This is a genomic window from Streptomyces sp. NPDC004629, assembly GCF_042873595.1.
GTDB lineage: Bacteria > Actinomycetota > Actinomycetes > Streptomycetales > Streptomycetaceae > Streptomyces.
This window is the reverse complement of sequence record NZ_JBIALO010000015.1, coordinates 190,033-206,130: the sequence shown is the minus strand read 5'-3', so window position 1 is coordinate 206,130 and position 16,098 is coordinate 190,033. Positions and strand designations below refer to the sequence as shown.

19 protein-coding genes are annotated in these 16,098 nt (G+C 71.1%); 8 read left to right on the top strand and 11 right to left on the bottom strand.

Annotated features, from left to right (window positions below; translation table 11 throughout):
- Positions 1-29: 29 nt before the first annotated feature.
- From ACFYTE_RS23950 to ACFYTE_RS23940, 3 genes are read left to right on the top strand one after another with little or no spacing between them, the layout of a single operon-like run.
- The gene (locus tag ACFYTE_RS23950; RefSeq protein WP_388713854.1) at positions 30-992 is read left to right on the top strand and encodes an AraC family transcriptional regulator; all 963 of its coding nucleotides are present in this window, start codon (positions 30-32) and stop codon (positions 990-992) included.
- Positions 893-1,684 (top strand): AzlC family ABC transporter permease, encoded by a 792-nt coding sequence (locus ACFYTE_RS23945; protein WP_388713851.1) that lies wholly within the window; start codon positions 893-895, stop codon positions 1,682-1,684. Before ACFYTE_RS23950 ends, ACFYTE_RS23945 begins: the two co-directional genes overlap by 100 nt.
- Positions 1,681-1,989: an AzlD domain-containing protein gene (locus ACFYTE_RS23940; protein ID WP_388713898.1), complete on the top strand. Its 309-nt coding sequence runs from the start codon at positions 1,681-1,683 to the stop codon at positions 1,987-1,989. Before ACFYTE_RS23945 ends, ACFYTE_RS23940 begins: the two co-directional genes overlap by 4 nt.
- Before the next feature lie 84 nt (positions 1,990-2,073).
- Here the strand turns inward: ACFYTE_RS23940 and ACFYTE_RS23935 are convergent, their stop codons facing one another.
- The gene (locus ACFYTE_RS23935; protein WP_388713848.1) at positions 2,074-3,039 is read right to left on the bottom strand and encodes a hypothetical protein; all 966 of its coding nucleotides are present in this window, start codon (positions 3,037-3,039) and stop codon (positions 2,074-2,076) included.
- Between the two features lie 80 nt (positions 3,040-3,119).
- Here ACFYTE_RS23935 and ACFYTE_RS23930 point away from each other — a divergent pair, with 80 nt between their 5' ends.
- Complete coding sequence (locus ACFYTE_RS23930) at positions 3,120-3,314, top strand: DUF3046 domain-containing protein (protein WP_388713845.1); 195 nt, start codon at positions 3,120-3,122, stop codon at positions 3,312-3,314.
- A gap of 59 nt (positions 3,315-3,373) precedes the next feature.
- Positions 3,374-4,636 carry an AI-2E family transporter gene (locus ACFYTE_RS23925; protein ID WP_388713842.1) on the top strand — a complete coding sequence of 421 codons (1,263 nt, stop codon included), beginning with the start codon at positions 3,374-3,376 and terminating at the stop codon, positions 4,634-4,636.
- A 37-nt stretch (positions 4,637-4,673) separates the two neighbouring features.
- Here ACFYTE_RS23925 and ACFYTE_RS23920 read toward each other — a convergent pair whose 3' ends face one another.
- Both ACFYTE_RS23920 and ACFYTE_RS23915 read right to left on the bottom strand, forming a co-directional pair.
- Positions 4,674-5,417 (bottom strand): hypothetical protein, encoded by a 744-nt coding sequence (locus tag ACFYTE_RS23920; protein WP_388713839.1) that lies wholly within the window; start codon positions 5,415-5,417, stop codon positions 4,674-4,676.
- 232 nt (positions 5,418-5,649) lie between these two features.
- On the bottom strand, positions 5,650-6,039 hold the full coding sequence (locus ACFYTE_RS23915; protein WP_388713837.1) for a VOC family protein: 390 nt from the start codon (positions 6,037-6,039) through the stop codon (positions 5,650-5,652).
- 328 nt (positions 6,040-6,367) lie between these two features.
- Between ACFYTE_RS23915 and recA the strand changes: the two genes are divergently transcribed.
- Both recA and recX read left to right on the top strand, forming a co-directional pair.
- Positions 6,368-7,489: a recombinase RecA gene (gene recA, locus ACFYTE_RS23910; RefSeq protein WP_388713834.1), complete on the top strand. Its 1,122-nt coding sequence runs from the start codon at positions 6,368-6,370 to the stop codon at positions 7,487-7,489.
- 3 nt (positions 7,490-7,492) lie between these two features.
- Positions 7,493-8,473 carry a recombination regulator RecX gene (recX, locus tag ACFYTE_RS23905; protein WP_388713831.1) on the top strand — a complete coding sequence of 327 codons (981 nt, stop codon included), beginning with the start codon at positions 7,493-7,495 and terminating at the stop codon, positions 8,471-8,473.
- Positions 8,474-8,644: 171 nt separating this feature from the next.
- Here the strand turns inward: recX and ACFYTE_RS23900 are convergent, their stop codons facing one another.
- The 8 genes from ACFYTE_RS23900 to ACFYTE_RS23865 form a co-directional block, all read right to left on the bottom strand.
- Positions 8,645-9,061: a rhodanese-like domain-containing protein gene (locus tag ACFYTE_RS23900; protein ID WP_388713828.1), complete on the bottom strand. Its 417-nt coding sequence runs from the start codon at positions 9,059-9,061 to the stop codon at positions 8,645-8,647.
- Entirely contained in the window at positions 9,058-9,612 is a 555-nt protein-coding gene (locus tag ACFYTE_RS23895) for a cysteine dioxygenase (protein ID WP_388713825.1), read from the bottom strand. The genes ACFYTE_RS23900 and ACFYTE_RS23895 overlap by 4 nt, the downstream gene beginning before the upstream one ends.
- 78 nt (positions 9,613-9,690) lie before the next feature.
- Positions 9,691-9,738 carry a hypothetical protein gene (locus ACFYTE_RS23890; protein ID WP_351741692.1) on the bottom strand — a complete coding sequence of 16 codons (48 nt, stop codon included), beginning with the start codon at positions 9,736-9,738 and terminating at the stop codon, positions 9,691-9,693.
- A 129-nt stretch (positions 9,739-9,867) separates the two neighbouring features.
- The gene (locus ACFYTE_RS23885) at positions 9,868-11,481 is read right to left on the bottom strand and encodes an FAD-dependent monooxygenase (RefSeq protein WP_388713822.1); all 1,614 of its coding nucleotides are present in this window, start codon (positions 11,479-11,481) and stop codon (positions 9,868-9,870) included.
- A gap of 289 nt (positions 11,482-11,770) precedes the next feature.
- A complete protein-coding gene (locus ACFYTE_RS23880; protein ID WP_388713819.1) occupies positions 11,771-12,673 on the bottom strand; it encodes an amino acid ABC transporter permease in 903 nt (300 codons plus the stop codon).
- Entirely contained in the window at positions 12,670-13,335 is a 666-nt protein-coding gene (locus ACFYTE_RS23875; RefSeq protein WP_388713816.1) for an amino acid ABC transporter permease, read from the bottom strand. The genes ACFYTE_RS23880 and ACFYTE_RS23875 overlap by 4 nt, the downstream gene beginning before the upstream one ends.
- Positions 13,336-13,409: 74 nt before the next feature.
- A complete protein-coding gene (locus tag ACFYTE_RS23870; protein WP_388713813.1) occupies positions 13,410-14,246 on the bottom strand; it encodes a glutamate ABC transporter substrate-binding protein in 837 nt (278 codons plus the stop codon).
- A gap of 79 nt (positions 14,247-14,325) precedes the next feature.
- Complete coding sequence (locus ACFYTE_RS23865) at positions 14,326-15,102, bottom strand: amino acid ABC transporter ATP-binding protein (RefSeq protein WP_388713810.1); 777 nt, start codon at positions 15,100-15,102, stop codon at positions 14,326-14,328.
- Between the two features lie 309 nt (positions 15,103-15,411).
- On the opposite strand from ACFYTE_RS23865, the gene ACFYTE_RS23860 reads away from it, so the two are divergent.
- Entirely contained in the window at positions 15,412-16,098 is a 687-nt protein-coding gene (locus tag ACFYTE_RS23860) for a response regulator transcription factor (RefSeq protein ID WP_388713807.1), read from the top strand.

The window sequence follows — 16,098 nt, the reverse complement described above, 5'->3', positions numbered from 1 at the left end:
GCGGCGACGGTGTGACGGACAATGACCGCATGGCGGGGTCGGGCGAGCTGGCGCGGCACTGGCAGTACGAGGAACTGCCCGGTGTCGACCTGCTGCGCGCCCGCTACATCCGCAAGACCTTCGTCCGGCACACCCATGAGCACTTCGTGATCGCGGCCATCGTCGACGGCGTCGAGGTCTTCCACCACCGCGGGTCGGACGTCGCCGCCGGCGCCGGAGCCCTGGCGCTGGTCAACCCGGACACCACACACACCGGCCGGGCGGGCGGCCCCGAGGGCTGGCGGTACGGAGCCGTCTACCCGTCGCCCGACGTGGTGGCCGCCATAGCCGCCGAGACCACCGGGATCCGGGGCACCCCCGGCTTCGTCAGCCCCGTCCTCGACGACCCGTACGCGGTCGGCCTGGTCCACCAGGTGCTGCGCGCCGCCGACGAGGGCAACGCGCTCGCCGCCGACACTCTGCTGCGGGTGGCGGTGACCCGGCTGCTGCGGCTGAACGGCGGGCCGGTGCCCCGGCACGAGGTGCGGTCGGCCGGAGCCCGGATCGCGGCACGCGCGCGTGCCGTGCTGGAGGAGCGGATGACCGAGCCGCCCACGCTGGAACGGCTCGCCGCCGACCTCGGAACCAGCCCCTTCGCCCTGCTGCGGGCCTTCCGCGACGCCTACGGCATGCCGCCGCACGCCTGGCTGACCGACGCCCGGGTGCGTCGGGCGCGGCGCCTGCTGGACGCCGGCACGACCCCGGCCCAGGCGGCCGTCACCGTCGGGTTCACCGACCAGCCGCACCTCAACCGCCACTTCGCCCGGATCGTCGGCGTGCCTCCCGGGGCGTACCAGCGTGAGCGCAAGAACGTACAAGACCCGCGGCGGCGGCTGCTCGTACCGTCCGAGGCGTGGCAGAACAGACAGCTCTCGCAGACATACGCGCCGAAGACCCAGGGAAAGCCGACTCCGCCGTCGTCCGGGACGCACTCGGAGTCGGCGTCGCCGTAGGGCTGTCCGGCTTCGCCTTCGGGGTGACCTCGGCCGGCGGCGGACTGAGCGTGCCGCAGACCTGTGTGCTCAGCCTCCTGGTGTTCACCGGCGCCTCCCAGTTCGCGCTCGTGGGAGCGCTGGCGGCCGGTGGCAGCCCGGTCACGGCCGCGGCGGGTGCCTTCTTCCTGGGGGTGCGCAACGCGTTCTACGGGCTGCGTCTGTCCCAGTTGCTGGCCCTCGGCCGAGTGGTGCGGCCGTTCGCGGCCCAGTGGGTGATCGACGAGACCACCGCGGTGTCGCTGGCACAGCCGACCCGGCGCGCTGCCCGCCTCGGCTTCCTGGTCACCGGGATCAGCCTGTACGTGCTGTGGAACCTCACCACGCTGCTCGGAGCCCTGGGCGCCGAGGCCATCGGGGACACCGACGCGTGGGGCCTCGACGCGGCCGGACCCGCGGTCTTCCTCGCGCTGCTCGCACCCATGCTGAACTCCGTGACCGAGCGAGCCGTGGCGGGCCTCGCGGTGTTCCTGGGGCTCGGTCTGCTGCCCGTCCTGCCCGCCGGGGTGCCGGTGCTGGTGGCCGCGCTCGCGGCGCCGCTCGCCCTGTTCGTGGAGGGCCGCCGCGGCGGACGGGCCCGCGGCGGCTCCCCTCGCCCTCAGGCCGCACCAGATCGCACGACACCGGACCGGACGACAGAGGAAACATGGTGAACACCTGGATCGCCATCGGGGCCACCGCCCTCGGCTGCTACGCGGTCAAACTCGCCGGCCTGCTGGTGCCCGCGGGCGCCCTGGAGCGGCCGCTCGTCAAGCGGCTCGCCGCCCTGCTGCCCGTCGCCCTCCTCGCCGCCCTCACGGCGCAGCAGACGTTCGCAGACGGCCACGCGCTCGTGCTGGACGCCCGGGCGGCGGGGCTCGCGGCGGCCTCCGTGGCGCTGATGCTGCGCGCCCCGTTCCTGCTCGTCGTCGCGGCGGCGGTGCTGGTGACGGCGGGAGGGCGCGCCATGGGCGGCTGACGCCGGGGCCGAACCGACCGGCGCCTGCTCAGCCCCGCACGGGCCCACGCGTGGCGGGCTGGCGTCCGTGCCGGCCCATGTGCGTCAACCCACGTGCCGGCCGTGTGCTCTCAGCGTGCGCAGGGCCTCGATCGTGACCAGGGGGCGGGCCTCCAGGGTGATGCCCGGGGCTCGCCGGGGGCGGCGGGCCGGCCAGCCGCCGTCCTCCTGCTGCTGCGCGGCGAGGAGGTCCAGCGAGCGCGCCATCTCGGTGTCGGTGAACCACGCGCGCGCGAGCGAGTGCGGAGTCCGGGCGAAGTCGTGCGGCAAGTGGCGCTCCGCCGGATCGTGGCCGGACGCGACGGGCTGGTCAGGCGTGGCGGGCCGGTCCGCCGGACGGTCCGCATCCAGCGTCGCGAGCCGCTGCTCCCGCACCAGGCGGCCCAGCCGGTCGGCGAGTGCCTTCGCGCGCGGGCGGTCGGGCGCGGCGTCCAGGAAGGCCACCGCCGCCGTGATCTCACCGGGGTGGGGCCTCTCCAGCGACTCCACGGCCCGCCAGCAGAAGTCCGTGGCCCGGAACAGCCAGGCGTGCCACACCTCGTTGTGGTGCAGCAGACCGACCACCGGAGCGGTGGCGAGGAGGTCGCTCGGCAGGTCGTCCACGACCGGCACGGACGGGGCAGTCGGGTAGCCGCGTGGGTCGTCGGGACCGACCGGCGGCAGGGCGCCGTCCGCCGTGGACACGGACGTCAGATAGCGGCACACGCGTTCCACCCGCTGTCCGCCGCAGCGTCCGATGGCGTCCAGGACGTTCAGCGCGTGACCGGTGTGCGGTGGCCGGCTGACCGGGCCGCGCAGATCGGGCTCCAGGGCGTGGCCGTACCCGCCGTCCTCGTTGCGATAGGCGTCCAGTGCCGTCTCCACCGGATCGGCGCCGCCGTTCAGGAAGTGGTACGCGAACAGGCGCTGCTCCAGCACGCGCGCGGTGAGCCAGACGAAGTGCTCGGCGCGGAAAAGCGGGGAGCGCGCCGTGGGCGTAGGGGGGAGTGGGGAAGCTCCGGTTTCGGCCATGCGACAGACCGTAGGGCGGAAAGCGGTCTCGGCACGTGGTCCCGGGCAGGGCCCACCCTCAGGGGCGGGATACTGGAGTCATGCGGTTGACGGTCTTCTGGCAGCGGATGGCGGACCATTTCGGTTCGGGATACGCCGACACGTTCGCGCGCGATCATGTGATGGCGGAGCTGGGCGGACGCACGGTGCACCAGGCGCTGGACGCCGGCTGGGACGCCAAGGACGTGTGGCGCGTGGTCTGCACCGTCATGGACGTGCCGGGGGAAAGGCGCTGATCGGTCACGAGGACCGGAGGGGGCAGCGGGATGTCGGTGCCGTGGGCGAGACTTGTCCCGTGGCCCCCACTGACGAGACCGGGCAGATCACCCGGCACGCATCCCCGCCCGGCACGACGCCGCCCGCCCGGCCTCCGGCCGACAGCGCCGCGCCGGGCGCCCGCATGCCGCGCTGGCTGCCGCGCGCCATGGTGCTCGCGCTCGCCCTCATCGCCACGTTCCAGCTGGGCAGCTGGGCCTTCCACCAGCTGACCGGTCTGCTGATCAACGTCCTCATCGCCTTCTTCCTGGCCCTCGCCATCGAGCCGGCGGTGAGCTGGATGGCCGGGCGCGGCATGCGCCGCGGCTTCGCCACCTTCCTGGTCTTCCTCGGCCTGGTGATCGTCACGGCGGGGTTCGTCACCCTGCTCGGCTCGATGCTCGCGGGCCAGATCGTCAAGATGGTCGAGGGCTTCCCCGACTACCTCGACTCGGTCATCAACTGGATCAACGAGACGTTCCACACCGAACTCAGACGGGTCGACGTCCAGGAGGGGCTGCTGCACTCCGACTGGCTGCGCAAGTACGCGCAGACCAGCGCCGCCGGGGTGCTCGACGTGTCCGCCCAGGTGCTCGGCGGCCTGTTCCGGCTGCTGACGGTCGGGCTGTTCTCGTTCTACTTCGCCGCCGACGGGCCGCGGCTGCGTCGCGCCCTGTGCTCGGTGCTGCCGCCCGCACGCCAGGCGGAGGTGCTGCGCGCCTGGGAGATCGCCGTGGACAAGACGGGCGGCTACCTGTACTCCCGCGGGCTCATGGCGCTCGTCTCCGGGATCGCGCACTACATACTGCTCCAGGCCCTGGGCGTGCCCTACGCACCCGTCCTGGGCGTCTGGGTGGGTTTGGTCTCCCAGTTCATCCCGACCATCGGCACGTACCTCGCGGGTGCGCTGCCCATGCTGATCGCGTTCACGGTCGATCCCTGGTACGCGGTGTGGGTCCTGGTCTTCGTCGTGATCTACCAGCAGTTCGAGAACTACGGGCTGCAGCCCAAGCTCACCTCGAAGACCGTCGACATCCACCCCGCGGTCGCCTTCGGGTCGGTCATCGCGGGCACCGCGCTGCTCGGCGCCGTCGGCGCGCTCATCGCGATCCCCGCGGTCGCCACGCTGCAGGCGTTCCTGGGCGCGTACGTGAAGCGGTACGACGTCACGGACGACCCCAGAGTGCAGGGCCATCGGGCGCGCGGTACGAGTGGGCCCGGCCGTCTCACGCGCGCGTGGACGCAGTGGACGCGGCGACCGGGACCGGGCGAACCGGAGGCCCGGGAGGAGGGCTCCGCCTGAGGATCGGGCGCGGCGCCGTGTTCACTGCGCGCCGCGTTCAGTACGTGAGGAACGCGAAGACCCCGGCTGCGGCGACCGCGGCCGCGTAGCAGCCGATCGCGACGGCCACGGTACGCCGCCGGGCCCGTTCGCTCCAGGGTGTGCGGGACAGCAGCCAGGCCAGCGCCGGCAGCACCAGGACGGCGTGCAGGCTCACCCCGTGCAGCGGCTTGAGCGGGGCCGTCGAGTGGTAGGCGGCCACCTGATGGCCGGTGCGGGTGAGCACCACCCCGCGCGCGATCATCGCGGCACCCGAGGCGAGTGCCACGAGCAGGACGGCGAATCCCGCACGTACCGCCGGCGCCATGCCCGGAGGGCCGGCCGGCCGGTGCCGGAAGGCGGCCACCGCGAACACGGTGAGCAGCACCACGAGGACGCCGCCGCCGATCGCGAGCGTCATGGACACCGCGGTGTCGAAGGGCGTCTCCATGTCGAGGTGCGAGGGCACCCGGCGCCACGCCTGCAGGGTGATGCCGCCGACCTCCACCACGCAGTCGACGGCGAACACGGTGAGCAGGACGGCACGCAACCGCGCCTCGATGCGCAGATACGAGGTGACCCAGGTGATCGCGATCAGCGTCGCGCCGAAGGAGAGCCCGAACGTGACGGGTTTGCGCCAGGAGACGGGGCCGTACCAGGGGCCGCCGTCGACGGCGAACACGGCCAGGTGCACGACACCGGAGACGACGAGAAGCAGACCGATCGCGTGACAGAGACGCTCGACGGGGCGCGGATCATCCATGCGTCAAGACTCCCGAGCGCGTGACCCAAGGTCGTCGTACAGCCGAAGACACCCGCCGTACGCCGGGGGAAGCAGCGGTGCGGCGGACGCGGCGACCTCAAACCGACAATTAGACGACGTCTACGCCAACGGCCTGCAGAAGCAGGTCTTCGACGTGGTCCGCTGATACTCCGGGAGGCCGGCCGGCCTCAGGGCCGGTCGATGACGCGCTGGGCCCGGACGGGAATGCCGGTCAGCCGAGGTAGTTCGCGCGTCCCTCGTCGTCCAGCTCGAAGGGGCCCTCGGGGATGATGCAGAACTCATTGCCCTCGGGGTCGGCCATCACCAGGAACCCGCCGTCCGCATACTCCTCCAGCCTGCGCCCGCCGATCGCCTCGACCCGCTGCTGCTCGGCGGCCGGGTCGGGTGAAGTGATGTCGAAGTGCATGCGGTTCTTGCCCGACTTCCGCTCGGCGGTCTGCTGGAAGCCCAGGCCCAGGCCGTTCTCGCGCCGCAGCCAGACATACGGTCCGGTGCGGCCCACGACCGGCCTGCCGAGCAGATCGGACCAGAACGCGGCCAGCCGCTCGGGGTTGACGGCATCGAGGATGAGGGCATTGATCCGCATGGGTGAGTGAGCCATGCCCCGACCCTTTCACGGCCCGCAAGGCCGCACAGCGGCGTCGCCACCCGCGCCGTGCGCGGCGGCGCCGGTCGGCCGGTGGCTCTTCGGCGGCCGGGGCGCGGTGGCTGGACGAGCGTAAGTGCCGTGTGGTGCGCTTGACACGAAAATCGAACATCCATTCTCCTGGAGGTCCAGGCGAGGTTCTCGACGGGGGGTTTCGGCCCGGTTCGGGTGGAGAAGTGCCGGAGTTATCCACAGGCCGGGTCGGCGTCGGGACGCATTGTCAGTGGCAGGCGTTAGCGTCTTTGACGTGAAGCGATCGACTCAAGCAAACCGGGTGGAACCCATGGCAGGAACCGACCGCGAGAAGGCGCTCGACGCCGCGCTCGCGCAGATTGAACGGCAATTCGGCAAGGGCGCGGTCATGCGCATGGGCGAGCGGTCGAAGGAGCCCATCGAGATCATCCCGACCGGGTCGACCGCGCTCGACGTGGCCCTTGGCGTCGGCGGCCTGCCGCGCGGCCGTGTCGTCGAGATCTACGGACCCGAGTCCTCCGGCAAGACGACCCTGACCCTGCACGCCGTGGCGAACGCGCAGAAGGCAGGCGGCCAGGTCGCGTTCGTGGACGCGGAGCACGCCCTCGACCCCGAGTACGCGCGCAAGCTGGGCGTCGACATCGACAACCTGATCCTGTCCCAGCCGGACAACGGCGAGCAGGCGCTGGAGATCGTGGACATGCTGGTCCGCTCAGGCGCGCTCGACCTGATCGTCATCGACTCCGTCGCCGCGCTCGTCCCGCGCGCGGAGATCGAGGGCGAGATGGGCGACAGCCATGTGGGTCTGCAGGCCCGGCTGATGAGCCAGGCGCTGCGGAAGATCACCAGCGCGCTCAACCAGTCCAAGACCACCGCCATCTTCATCAACCAGCTCCGCGAGAAGATCGGCGTCATGTTCGGCTCCCCGGAGACCACGACCGGCGGCCGGGCCCTGAAGTTCTACGCCTCGGTGCGCATCGACATCCGCCGTATCGAGACACTGAAGGACGGTACGGAAGCGGTCGGCAACCGCACCCGCTGCAAGGTCGTCAAGAACAAGGTCGCGCCGCCCTTCAAGCAGGCCGAGTTCGACATCCTCTACGGCCAGGGCATCAGCCGCGAGGGCGGCCTGATCGACATGGGCGTGGAGCACGGCTTCGTCCGCAAGGCCGGCGCCTGGTACACGTACGAGGGCGACCAGCTCGGCCAGGGCAAGGAGAACGCGCGCAACTTCCTCAAGGACAACCCTGACCTGGCCAACGAGATCGAGAGGAAGATCAAGGAGAAGCTGGGCGTCGGAGTGCGGCCGGAGGAGCCCGCCGCCGAACCGGCCGCGGTGGTCGCCACCGCTCCGGGTGACGCGGCGAAGACGGCGCCCGCCCCGGCAGCCGCCAAGGCCACCAAGCCCAAGGCCGCCGCAGCCAAGAGCTGACCCGTGACACGACGAACCGACTGGGCCGAGTACGCGCACTTCGACGCTCACCGGGAGCGGACGGGCAGAGGTGGCGTCGGTCCCACCCGGCCGGGCGACGGCCCGGACGGCGAGGGGGCGTTCGACGGCGACCGGCCGTTGTGGGGCGGATCCTGCGAAGGGGCCGACGCCTGCGGCCCCGACGGCCCGCGGGACCCGTACGGCGACGAGCCCCACAGCGGCCGGCCCCACGACGAGGGGCGGTACGGGGACGGCCGCCACGACGAGGGACGGTACGGGGACGGCCCTCACGGCGAGGGGACACAAGGCGTGGGGCCCCACGGGGGTGGGCCCCGCGGCGAAGGACCACACGGGGGCGGACCGCCCGGTGGCGGGCGGCGTGGCGGCGGCCCGCGCGGGCGTCGTCGGCGGGGCTTCGGGGGACCGGCCGACGAAGACGGAGGCTCCTTCTCCTCATCGAGGGCCGAGCAGGAGGAGTCTCCAGGGGACCCGGCTGAGCGGGCGCGGGCGATCTGTCTGCGCCTGCTCACCGGGACCCCGCGCACACGCAAGCAACTGGCGGACGCCCTGCGCAAGAAGGAGATCCCGGAGGACGTCGCCGAGGAGGTGCTGTCGCGGTTCGAGGAAGTCGGTCTGATCGACGACGGTGCGTTCGCCGGCGCCTGGGTGGAGTCGCGGCACCACGGCCGGGGGCTGGCCCGTCGCGCGCTCGCCCGGGAACTGCGCACCAAAGGGGTCGACTCGGCACTGATCGACGAGGCCGTGGCCCAACTCGACGCCGAGCAGGAGGAGTCGACCGCCCGCGACCTCGTCGCCCGCAAACTGCGCTCCACCCGCGGCCTCGACCGGGACAGACGCATACGGCGCCTGGCCGGGATGCTCGCCCGCAAGGGCTACCCCGAGGGCATGGCCCTCCGGGTGGTCCGGCGGGCGCTGGAGGAAGAGGGCGAGGACACGGAGTTCCTCGACCGTGAGGAGTTCTGACCCACCGGGGTCAGGCCGACGAGCTTGGTCACGAGGGCGGGACCGGCGAGCCGCCGAGCCGCCTCGCCATCGAGGACCGGTGCCGACGCCGTCCCCCGGCCTCCTCCCGGACCCGGAACGCCGGACGTGGAGGGCCGGGGGAGCACGGCCCGGCGGAGAGGAAGCCCTGGGTCAGGACGCCACCGGCAGCCCCGCCGCCTTCCACGCCTGGAAACCGCCGATCAGGTCCGTGGCCCGGTGCAGACCCAGCCGGTGCAGGGAGGAGACCGCCAGACTGGACGCGTAGCCCTCGTTGCAGATCACCACGACGCGCAGATCATGGCCGGTGGCCTCGGGCGAGCGATGGCTGCCCTGGGGATCGAGGCGCCACTCCAGTTCGTTGCGCTCGATGACCAGCGCGCCGGGGATCAGCCCGTCGCGCTCGCGCAGCGCCGCGTACCGGATGTCGACCAGCAGGGCCTCCCCGCCCTGCGCCGCGTCATACGCCTCGCGGGGCTCGATCCGCCGATAGCCCGCACGCACCTGCTCCAGCAACTCGTCGATGCCGAGCGGCGGTTCGGCCCTGCTCGCGCCCGACGACTCGGTCACTGCCAGTCCTCGGGGCGCTCCACCTGCTCCAGACGCAGTACCTGGCCGCTGCGGCTGTAGCGGCGGATCTGCGGCAGGGGCGGGTAGTAGGCGTGGACGGAAACGGCATGCCGTTCGGCGGACTCGTTGAGCACCTCGTGGACATGGTGCTGACCGAAGGAACGACCCCGCCCGGCCGGCAGCCGCCGTTCGCGGTCCACGTCCTCGCTGAGTTCCAGTGTCTTCCAGCCGTCGGTGGGCAGCCGGGCGGCGAACGAGTTCTCCTTCAACTCGCCCGCCGCGGTGAGGAAGGCGCCGATCGACTCGGCGTGGTCGTGCCAGCCGGTGCCGGTACCGGGGGGCCACCCGATCAGCCAGGCCTCACTGCCGCCGGGCCCGTCCAGGCGCACCCAGGTGCGCCCCTCCGGGTCGAGCGGAAGCGAGGCGATCAGTTCGGCGTCGGCGGCGGTCCGCCGGACGAAGTCGAGGAGGTCCGCCTGAGTGGGCGGGGCCGCCGCGGCACCGGTGGCCGGGGCGGCGGAGGGAGCGGATGCGGAGGGAGAGACAGACACGTACACCGTCCTGTTGAGCGTTCGCCGAGAGCGCGCCGCAGGTCAGATGGGGCGCGCAGATGAGAGGGGGGTGCGAATTCAGCAGGTGCGGCGACACACGCAGCCTGCATAGCGGACCAGGTCCATATGGACCCTCCGCCACAGGCGCACACAGGTGTCGATCACGAAGCGGAGTACACCACTGCGGGAGCGCAGCGGTCAACTCGTCGTCGGAATGTGGACCGGACCAGGGGAAGACCAGGAAAAAGGGAAGGGTCAGCGCGCCCCGGAACCCGCCCCCGCAGCGGCCTCGGCCTCCTCCTTCTCGGCGCCGCCCAGCGCCGCCTGCGCGGCCGAGTACAGGTCGGCCGGCCGGACCCCGCCCAGCGCGGTGACCAGGTGCCCGTCGGGGCGGACGAGCAGCACTGTGTGCGCGGGCGCGCCGGGGTAGGCCTCGGCGACCAGCAGCTCGGCCGGGTACGGCAGCGCGGCCACCGCCGCCGCCAGACGGGGCATGATCCCGGCGGTCACCCAGTGCTTGCGGTCCCACACACCCGTGCCCGGAGCGATCAGGACGACCAGCAGCGCCCCGCGGCCGAGACGGTCCCGCAGCCGGACGAAGGCGCCGTCCTCCGCGGTGACCCGCACGTCGCTGACCTGGGCGCCCGACGGCGTGTCGACCGGGACCTCGGCATCGAGGTGCCCGGGCGCGAGCGGGGAGTCGGCGTACGTCCCCGGTGTGCCGAGCTGCCCCCGTCCCAGATGACCGTCCGTGAGCAGCGCGTCGTGCCCGCGTGCGGTGCCGGGGACGTAGGCGCGCAGTCCGCCACCGCCGCGCAGCACCGGCAGCACCTGGTCGGTGGCGCGCAGCCGCGCGGCGACCACGGCGCGCCGCTCCGCCTGGTAGGAGTCGAGCAGCGCCTCGTGCCGGCCGTGGTGCCAGGCCGGCGCCAGCTTCCAGGCGAGGTTGTCGGCGTCCCTCAGCCCCTCGTCGAGGCCCTGGGTGCCGAGCGCGCCCAGCAGATGGGCGGCGTCCCCGGCGAGGAACACCCGCCCCACCCGCCACCGGCGGGCGAGCCGGTGGTGCACCGTATGGACCCCGGTGTCGAGGAGTTCGTACGGCGGTGTGGTGCCGCCCGTCCAGCCGGCCAGGGTCTCGCGGACGCGGGCCACGAGGAGTTCCGGCGTGACGAGGTCCTTGCCGGGCGGCAGCAGCCAGTCCAGGCGCCACACGCCGTCCGGCAGGGGGCGGGCGGTCACCTCGCCGGCGAACGGCCCGGACGCCCGCCACGGCGGCAGCCGGTGCAGCAACCCCCAGTCGGGCCGGGGCAGTTCGGCGCGCAGTGCGGCCACGGCGTGCCGCTCCACCGCTGTACGGCCGGGGAAGCGGATGTCCTGGAGCTTGCGCACGGTGGAGCGGGGACCGTCGCAGCCGACGAGATAGCTGCCGCGCCACCAGGTGCCGCCCGGGTCCCGGGTGTGGGCGGTGACGCCGGAGCGTTCCTGCTCGATCGTGTCGAGACGGCTGTTCACGGCCAGCCCGGCCAGCGGTTCGTCGGCGAGCGCGGCGCGCAGGGCGCCGGTCAGCGCGTGCTGCGCGAGATGCAGTGGGCCCGGCTCCGCGTCGTCGAACTCGATCTCGCCCGTCACCTGCTTGCGCCGTAGCGACCGCCATCCGGCCCAGCGCAGCCCCCGCTCGGCGAGCGGGACGCCGGTGAGCCGGCTCACCAGCGCGGCGGTGTCCTCACGCAGTACGACGGTGCGCGCGGCGCGCGGTTCGTCGGTGCCGGGACCCTCGTCCAGGACGACGGACGGCACGTCCTGGCGGGCCAGCGCCAGGGCGAGCGTGAGCCCGACGGGCCCCGCTCCGACGATGATCACCGGGTCCACGGCGCGGCGCCCCCTGCCCGCGGCTGTGCCTGGACGGACGTGTGTGAACAGGAAGATGGAGCAGGGTGCACGATCACAGAACGTATGCAACCCATTGGCGGTGTTTGCGTCAAGTGACCGAGGGCAGTGGCGATCATGCCACTGCCCTCAGGGAATTGTCGCTTTGTCAGATCATCGGCTGATCGGGGTCATCGGGCTGATCAGGCGTGTCGGTCTCATCGGGCGCGCTACGCCCGTTGGGGGCCCGTTCTGCTCAACGGGCCCGTCGTGCTCAAGGGCCCCGTCGGCATCATCCGATCTTCGTCACCTCTTCGTGCTCGCCCGGTGCGGCCAGCTCGGCGACCGCGTCGGCGCCCAGCACCGCGCCGGTGGACTTCTTGCCCTGCCGCAGCCGTCGCTCAAGCCAGCCCGCGAAGGACGTGAGCGAGAAGTTGATCGCCACGAAGATCACGGCCACCACGGTGAAGGAGGCGATCGTGTTGGCCCCGTAGTAGCCGCTCATCGTGTTGGCCGAGGCGAGCAGTTCGGGGAAGGTCAGGACCGCGCCGCCGAGCGCCGTGTCCTTCACGATGACCACCAGCTGGCTGACGATCGCCGGGAGCATCGCGGTGACCGCCTGCGGCAGCAGGATCAGCCGCATCGTCTGGTTCTTGCGCAGACCGATCGCCATCGCGGCCTCGGACTGGCCCCGCGGCAGGGACAGGATGCCGGCCCGGACGATCTCGGCCAGGACGGACGCGTTGTACAGCACGAGGCCGGTGACGACCGCGTACAGCGGACGGGCGTCCGAGCTGACATTGGTGTACTCGGAGTACCAGGCCATCCCGAAGATCATCAGGACCAGGACCGGGATCGCCCGGAAGAACTCGACCACCATCGAGGCCGGGACGCGCACCCACACGTGGTCCGAGAGCCGGGCAATGCCGAGGACCGCGCCCAGCGGCAGCGCGATGATCATGGACAGGGCGGCGGCCTTGAGGGTGTTCTCCAGACCGGGCCAGATGTAGGTCGTGTACGCCTCGGTACCGCCCAGGAAGGGCTTCCACTTCTCCCAGGCCAACTGGTCCTTGTCGGCGAGGGCGCTGAACACCCACCACAGGACGGCGGCCGCGGCGAGGGCGAAGACCACCGTGTAGAGGACGTTGCGCCGCTTGGCGCGCGGGCCCTGGGCGTCGTACAGGACGGAACTCATCGCTTCACCGCCACCTTCTTGGCGACCCAGCCGAGAAGCAGACCGGTCGGCAGCGTCAGACAGCAGAAGCCGACGGCGATGATGGCTGAGATCAGCACCAACTGCGCCTCGTTCTCGACCATTTCCTTCATCAGGTACGCGGCCTCCGCCACACCGATCGCGGCCGCCACCGTGGTGTTCTTGGTCAGCGCGATCAGGACGTTCGTCAGCGGGCCGACGGCCGCCCGGAAGGCCTGCGGCAGCACCACCAGGCCCAGCACCTGGGTGAAGCTCAGGCCGATCGCCCGGGCGGCCTCGGCCTGCCCGACCGGCACCGTGTTGATGCCGGAGCGCAGCGCTTCACAGACGAAGGCGGACGTGTACACGATCAGGCCGAGCACGGCCAGCCGGAAGTTGCTCGTCTCGATGACGTTCGAACCCATGGTGATGTTCAAAGTCGAGTACAGGCCGAGCGAGGTGAACAGGATGATCACCGTGAGCGGGATGTTCCGCACGATGTTCACGTAGGCGGTTGCGAAACCGCGCATCAGCGGCACCGGGCCCACCCGCATGGCGGCCAGCAGGGTGCCCCAGATCAGGGAGCCCGCGGCGGACAGCAGCGTCAGCTGCACCGTCACCCAGAAGGCGCCCAGCAGGTCGTAACCCTCAAGAAAGTCGAACACGATCTCCCGCGCTTCCGCGTGTAGGGATGCCCTGGTGCGCCGCCGGCACGGCGGCGCACCAGTCGGGCGCTGCCTCAGCTCTTGACGTCGCCGATCTTCGGGGCGGGCTCGTTCTTGTAGTTGGCCGGACCGAAGTTGCTGTCCACGGCCTTCTGCCAGGAACCGTCGGAGACCATGTCCTCAAGGGCCTTGTTGATCTTGTCCTTGAGGTCGCTGCCCTTCTTGACGCCGATGCCGTAGTTCTCGTTGGTCATCTTGAGGCCGGCGAGCTTGAACTTGCCCTTGAACTGGGACTGCGAGGCGTAGCCGGCGAGGATCGAGTCGTCCGTGGTGAGCGCGTCGATGGCCTTGTTCTGCAGACCGGTCAGACAGGCCGAGTACGTCGGGTACTCCTGGAGCTGGGCCTTGGGAGCCAGCTTGTCATGGACGTTCTGCGCCGAGGTCGAACCGGTCACCGAACACAGCTTCTTGCTGTTGAGGTCCGAGGCCGACTTGATGCTGTCGTCGTCCGCGCGGATCAGCACGTCCTGGTGGGCCAGCAGGTACGGGCCGGCGAAGTCGACCTGCTGCTCGCGCTCCGGAGTGATCGAGTAGGAGGCGGCGATGAAGTCGACGTCACCGCGCTTGAGCATCGTCTCGCGGTCGGCGCTCTTCGACTCCTTCCACTCGATCTTGTCCTCGCCGTAGCCGAGCTTCTTGGCGACATACGTGGCCACGTCCACGTCGAAGCCCGTGTAGCCCTGCGGGGTCTTCTGACCGATGCCGGGCTGGTCGAACTTGATGCCGACGGTGATCTTCTTGCCACCGCCGGAGGAACCGCTGTCGTCCTTGTCGTCGGAACCGCACGCGGTGGCGGCCAGGGAGAGGGCGAGCACGGCGGCGGAGGCTGCGGTGACCTTGCGGAGCTTCATGGTGAACATCCTTCGTGTGGTGAGGAAGCGGGCCGGCGGTGCGGGTGAGCCGGTTCGTCCGTCATGCGTGCGGGCGCCGTCAGTGGTGCAGGATCTTCGACAGGAAGTCCTTGGCCCGGTCGCTGCGCGGGTTGCTGAAGAACTGGTCCGGCGTGGACTGTTCGACGATGCGGCCGTCCGCCATGAAGACCACGCGGTTGGCGGCCGAGCGCGCGAAGCCCATCTCATGGGTGACGACGATCATGGTCATGCCGTCGCGGGCGAGTTGCTGCATGACCTCCAGGACCTCGTTGATCATCTCGGGGTCGAGGGCGGAGGTCGGCTCATCGAAGAGCATCACCTTCGGATCCATCGCCAGGGCCCGTGCGATGGCCACGCGCTGCTGCTGCCCGCCGGAGAGCTGCGCGGGGTACTTGTCGGCCTGGGTGCCGACGCCGACCCGGTCGAGCAGGGCCCGGGCCTTCTCCTCGGCCTGCTTCTTGTCCGCCTTGCGGACCTTGACCTGTCCCAGCATCACGTTGTCGAGCACGGTCTTGTGCGCGAAGAGATTGAAGGACTGGAACACCATCCCGACGTCCGCCCGCAGCCGGGCCAGTTCCCTGCCCTCCTCGGGCAGCGGCCTGCCGTCGATCATGATGGCGCCCGAGTCGATGCTCTCCAGGCGGTTGATGGTGCGGCACAGGGTCGACTTACCGGACCCGGAGGGTCCGATGACCACGACGACCTCGCCGCGAGCGATCGTCAGATCGATGTCCTGGAGCACGTGCAACGCGCCGAAGTGCTTGTTGACGCTCTTCAGGACGACCAGATCGCCTGTCGCGGCCACGTCTTCCTTGGCCACCGATACTTCGGTCATCGCTCTCAGGCTCCGTCCTCCTCGGTTTCGGAGGACAGTAGTGAGCCCCTGTGACATGCGTCATTACATCTGAGGGGAATCTGAGCATCACGATCCTATAGCAATCGGACACGTGTCGTAGCAGTTGTGAGCTGGTCACGTATCGGCCGGGTAACGGATGCGGTGGGTAACCGGAACCCTCTTGACGCCGTCCTCTTCCATCGGCGTGACTGCCATGGTGCACGCGCGCGTGGGCAACCTTCTTGTGCGCGGGCTTAGTGGCCGATGGAGAACCGGGACCGTGCGACTGCTGAACCGGAGGGGGCGGGGATGAGACTGCTGCTCGTCGAGGACGACAACCACGTCGCTGCGGCGCTGTCCGCGATCCTCGCCCGGCACGGCTTCGACGTCACGCACGCGCGCAGCGGTGAGGAGGCGCTCCAGGCGCTCGTCCCCGAGGGCCCCGGCTTCGGCGTGGTCCTGCTCGACCTCGGCCTGCCCGACCAGGACGGCTACGAGGTGTGCGGCAAGATCCGCAAACGCACCGGCACCCCGGTGATCATGGTCACCGCGCGTTCCGACGTCCGCTCCCGGATCCACGGCCTCAACCTGGGGGCCGACGACTACGTGGTGAAGCCGTACGACACCGGGGAACTGCTCGCCCGGATCCACGCCGTCAGCCGGCGCACCGTCCATGAGGACACCGCGACCAGCGGCGACAGCGCGCTGCGGCTCGGCCCCGTGCACATCGAACTGCCCACCCGCCAGGTCACGGTGGACGGCACGGTGATCCAGCTGACCCGCAAGGAGTTCGACCTGCTCGCGCTCCTCGCCCAGCGGCCGGGCGTGGTGTTCCGGCGGGAACAGATCATCAGCGAGGTCTGGCGCACCAGCTGGGAGGGCACGGGGCGCACCCTGGAGGTGCACGTCGCCTCCCTGCGGGCCAAACTGCGCATGCCCGCACTGATCGAGACCGTACGCGGCGTGGGCTACCGGCTCGTCGCACCGGCCGCCTAG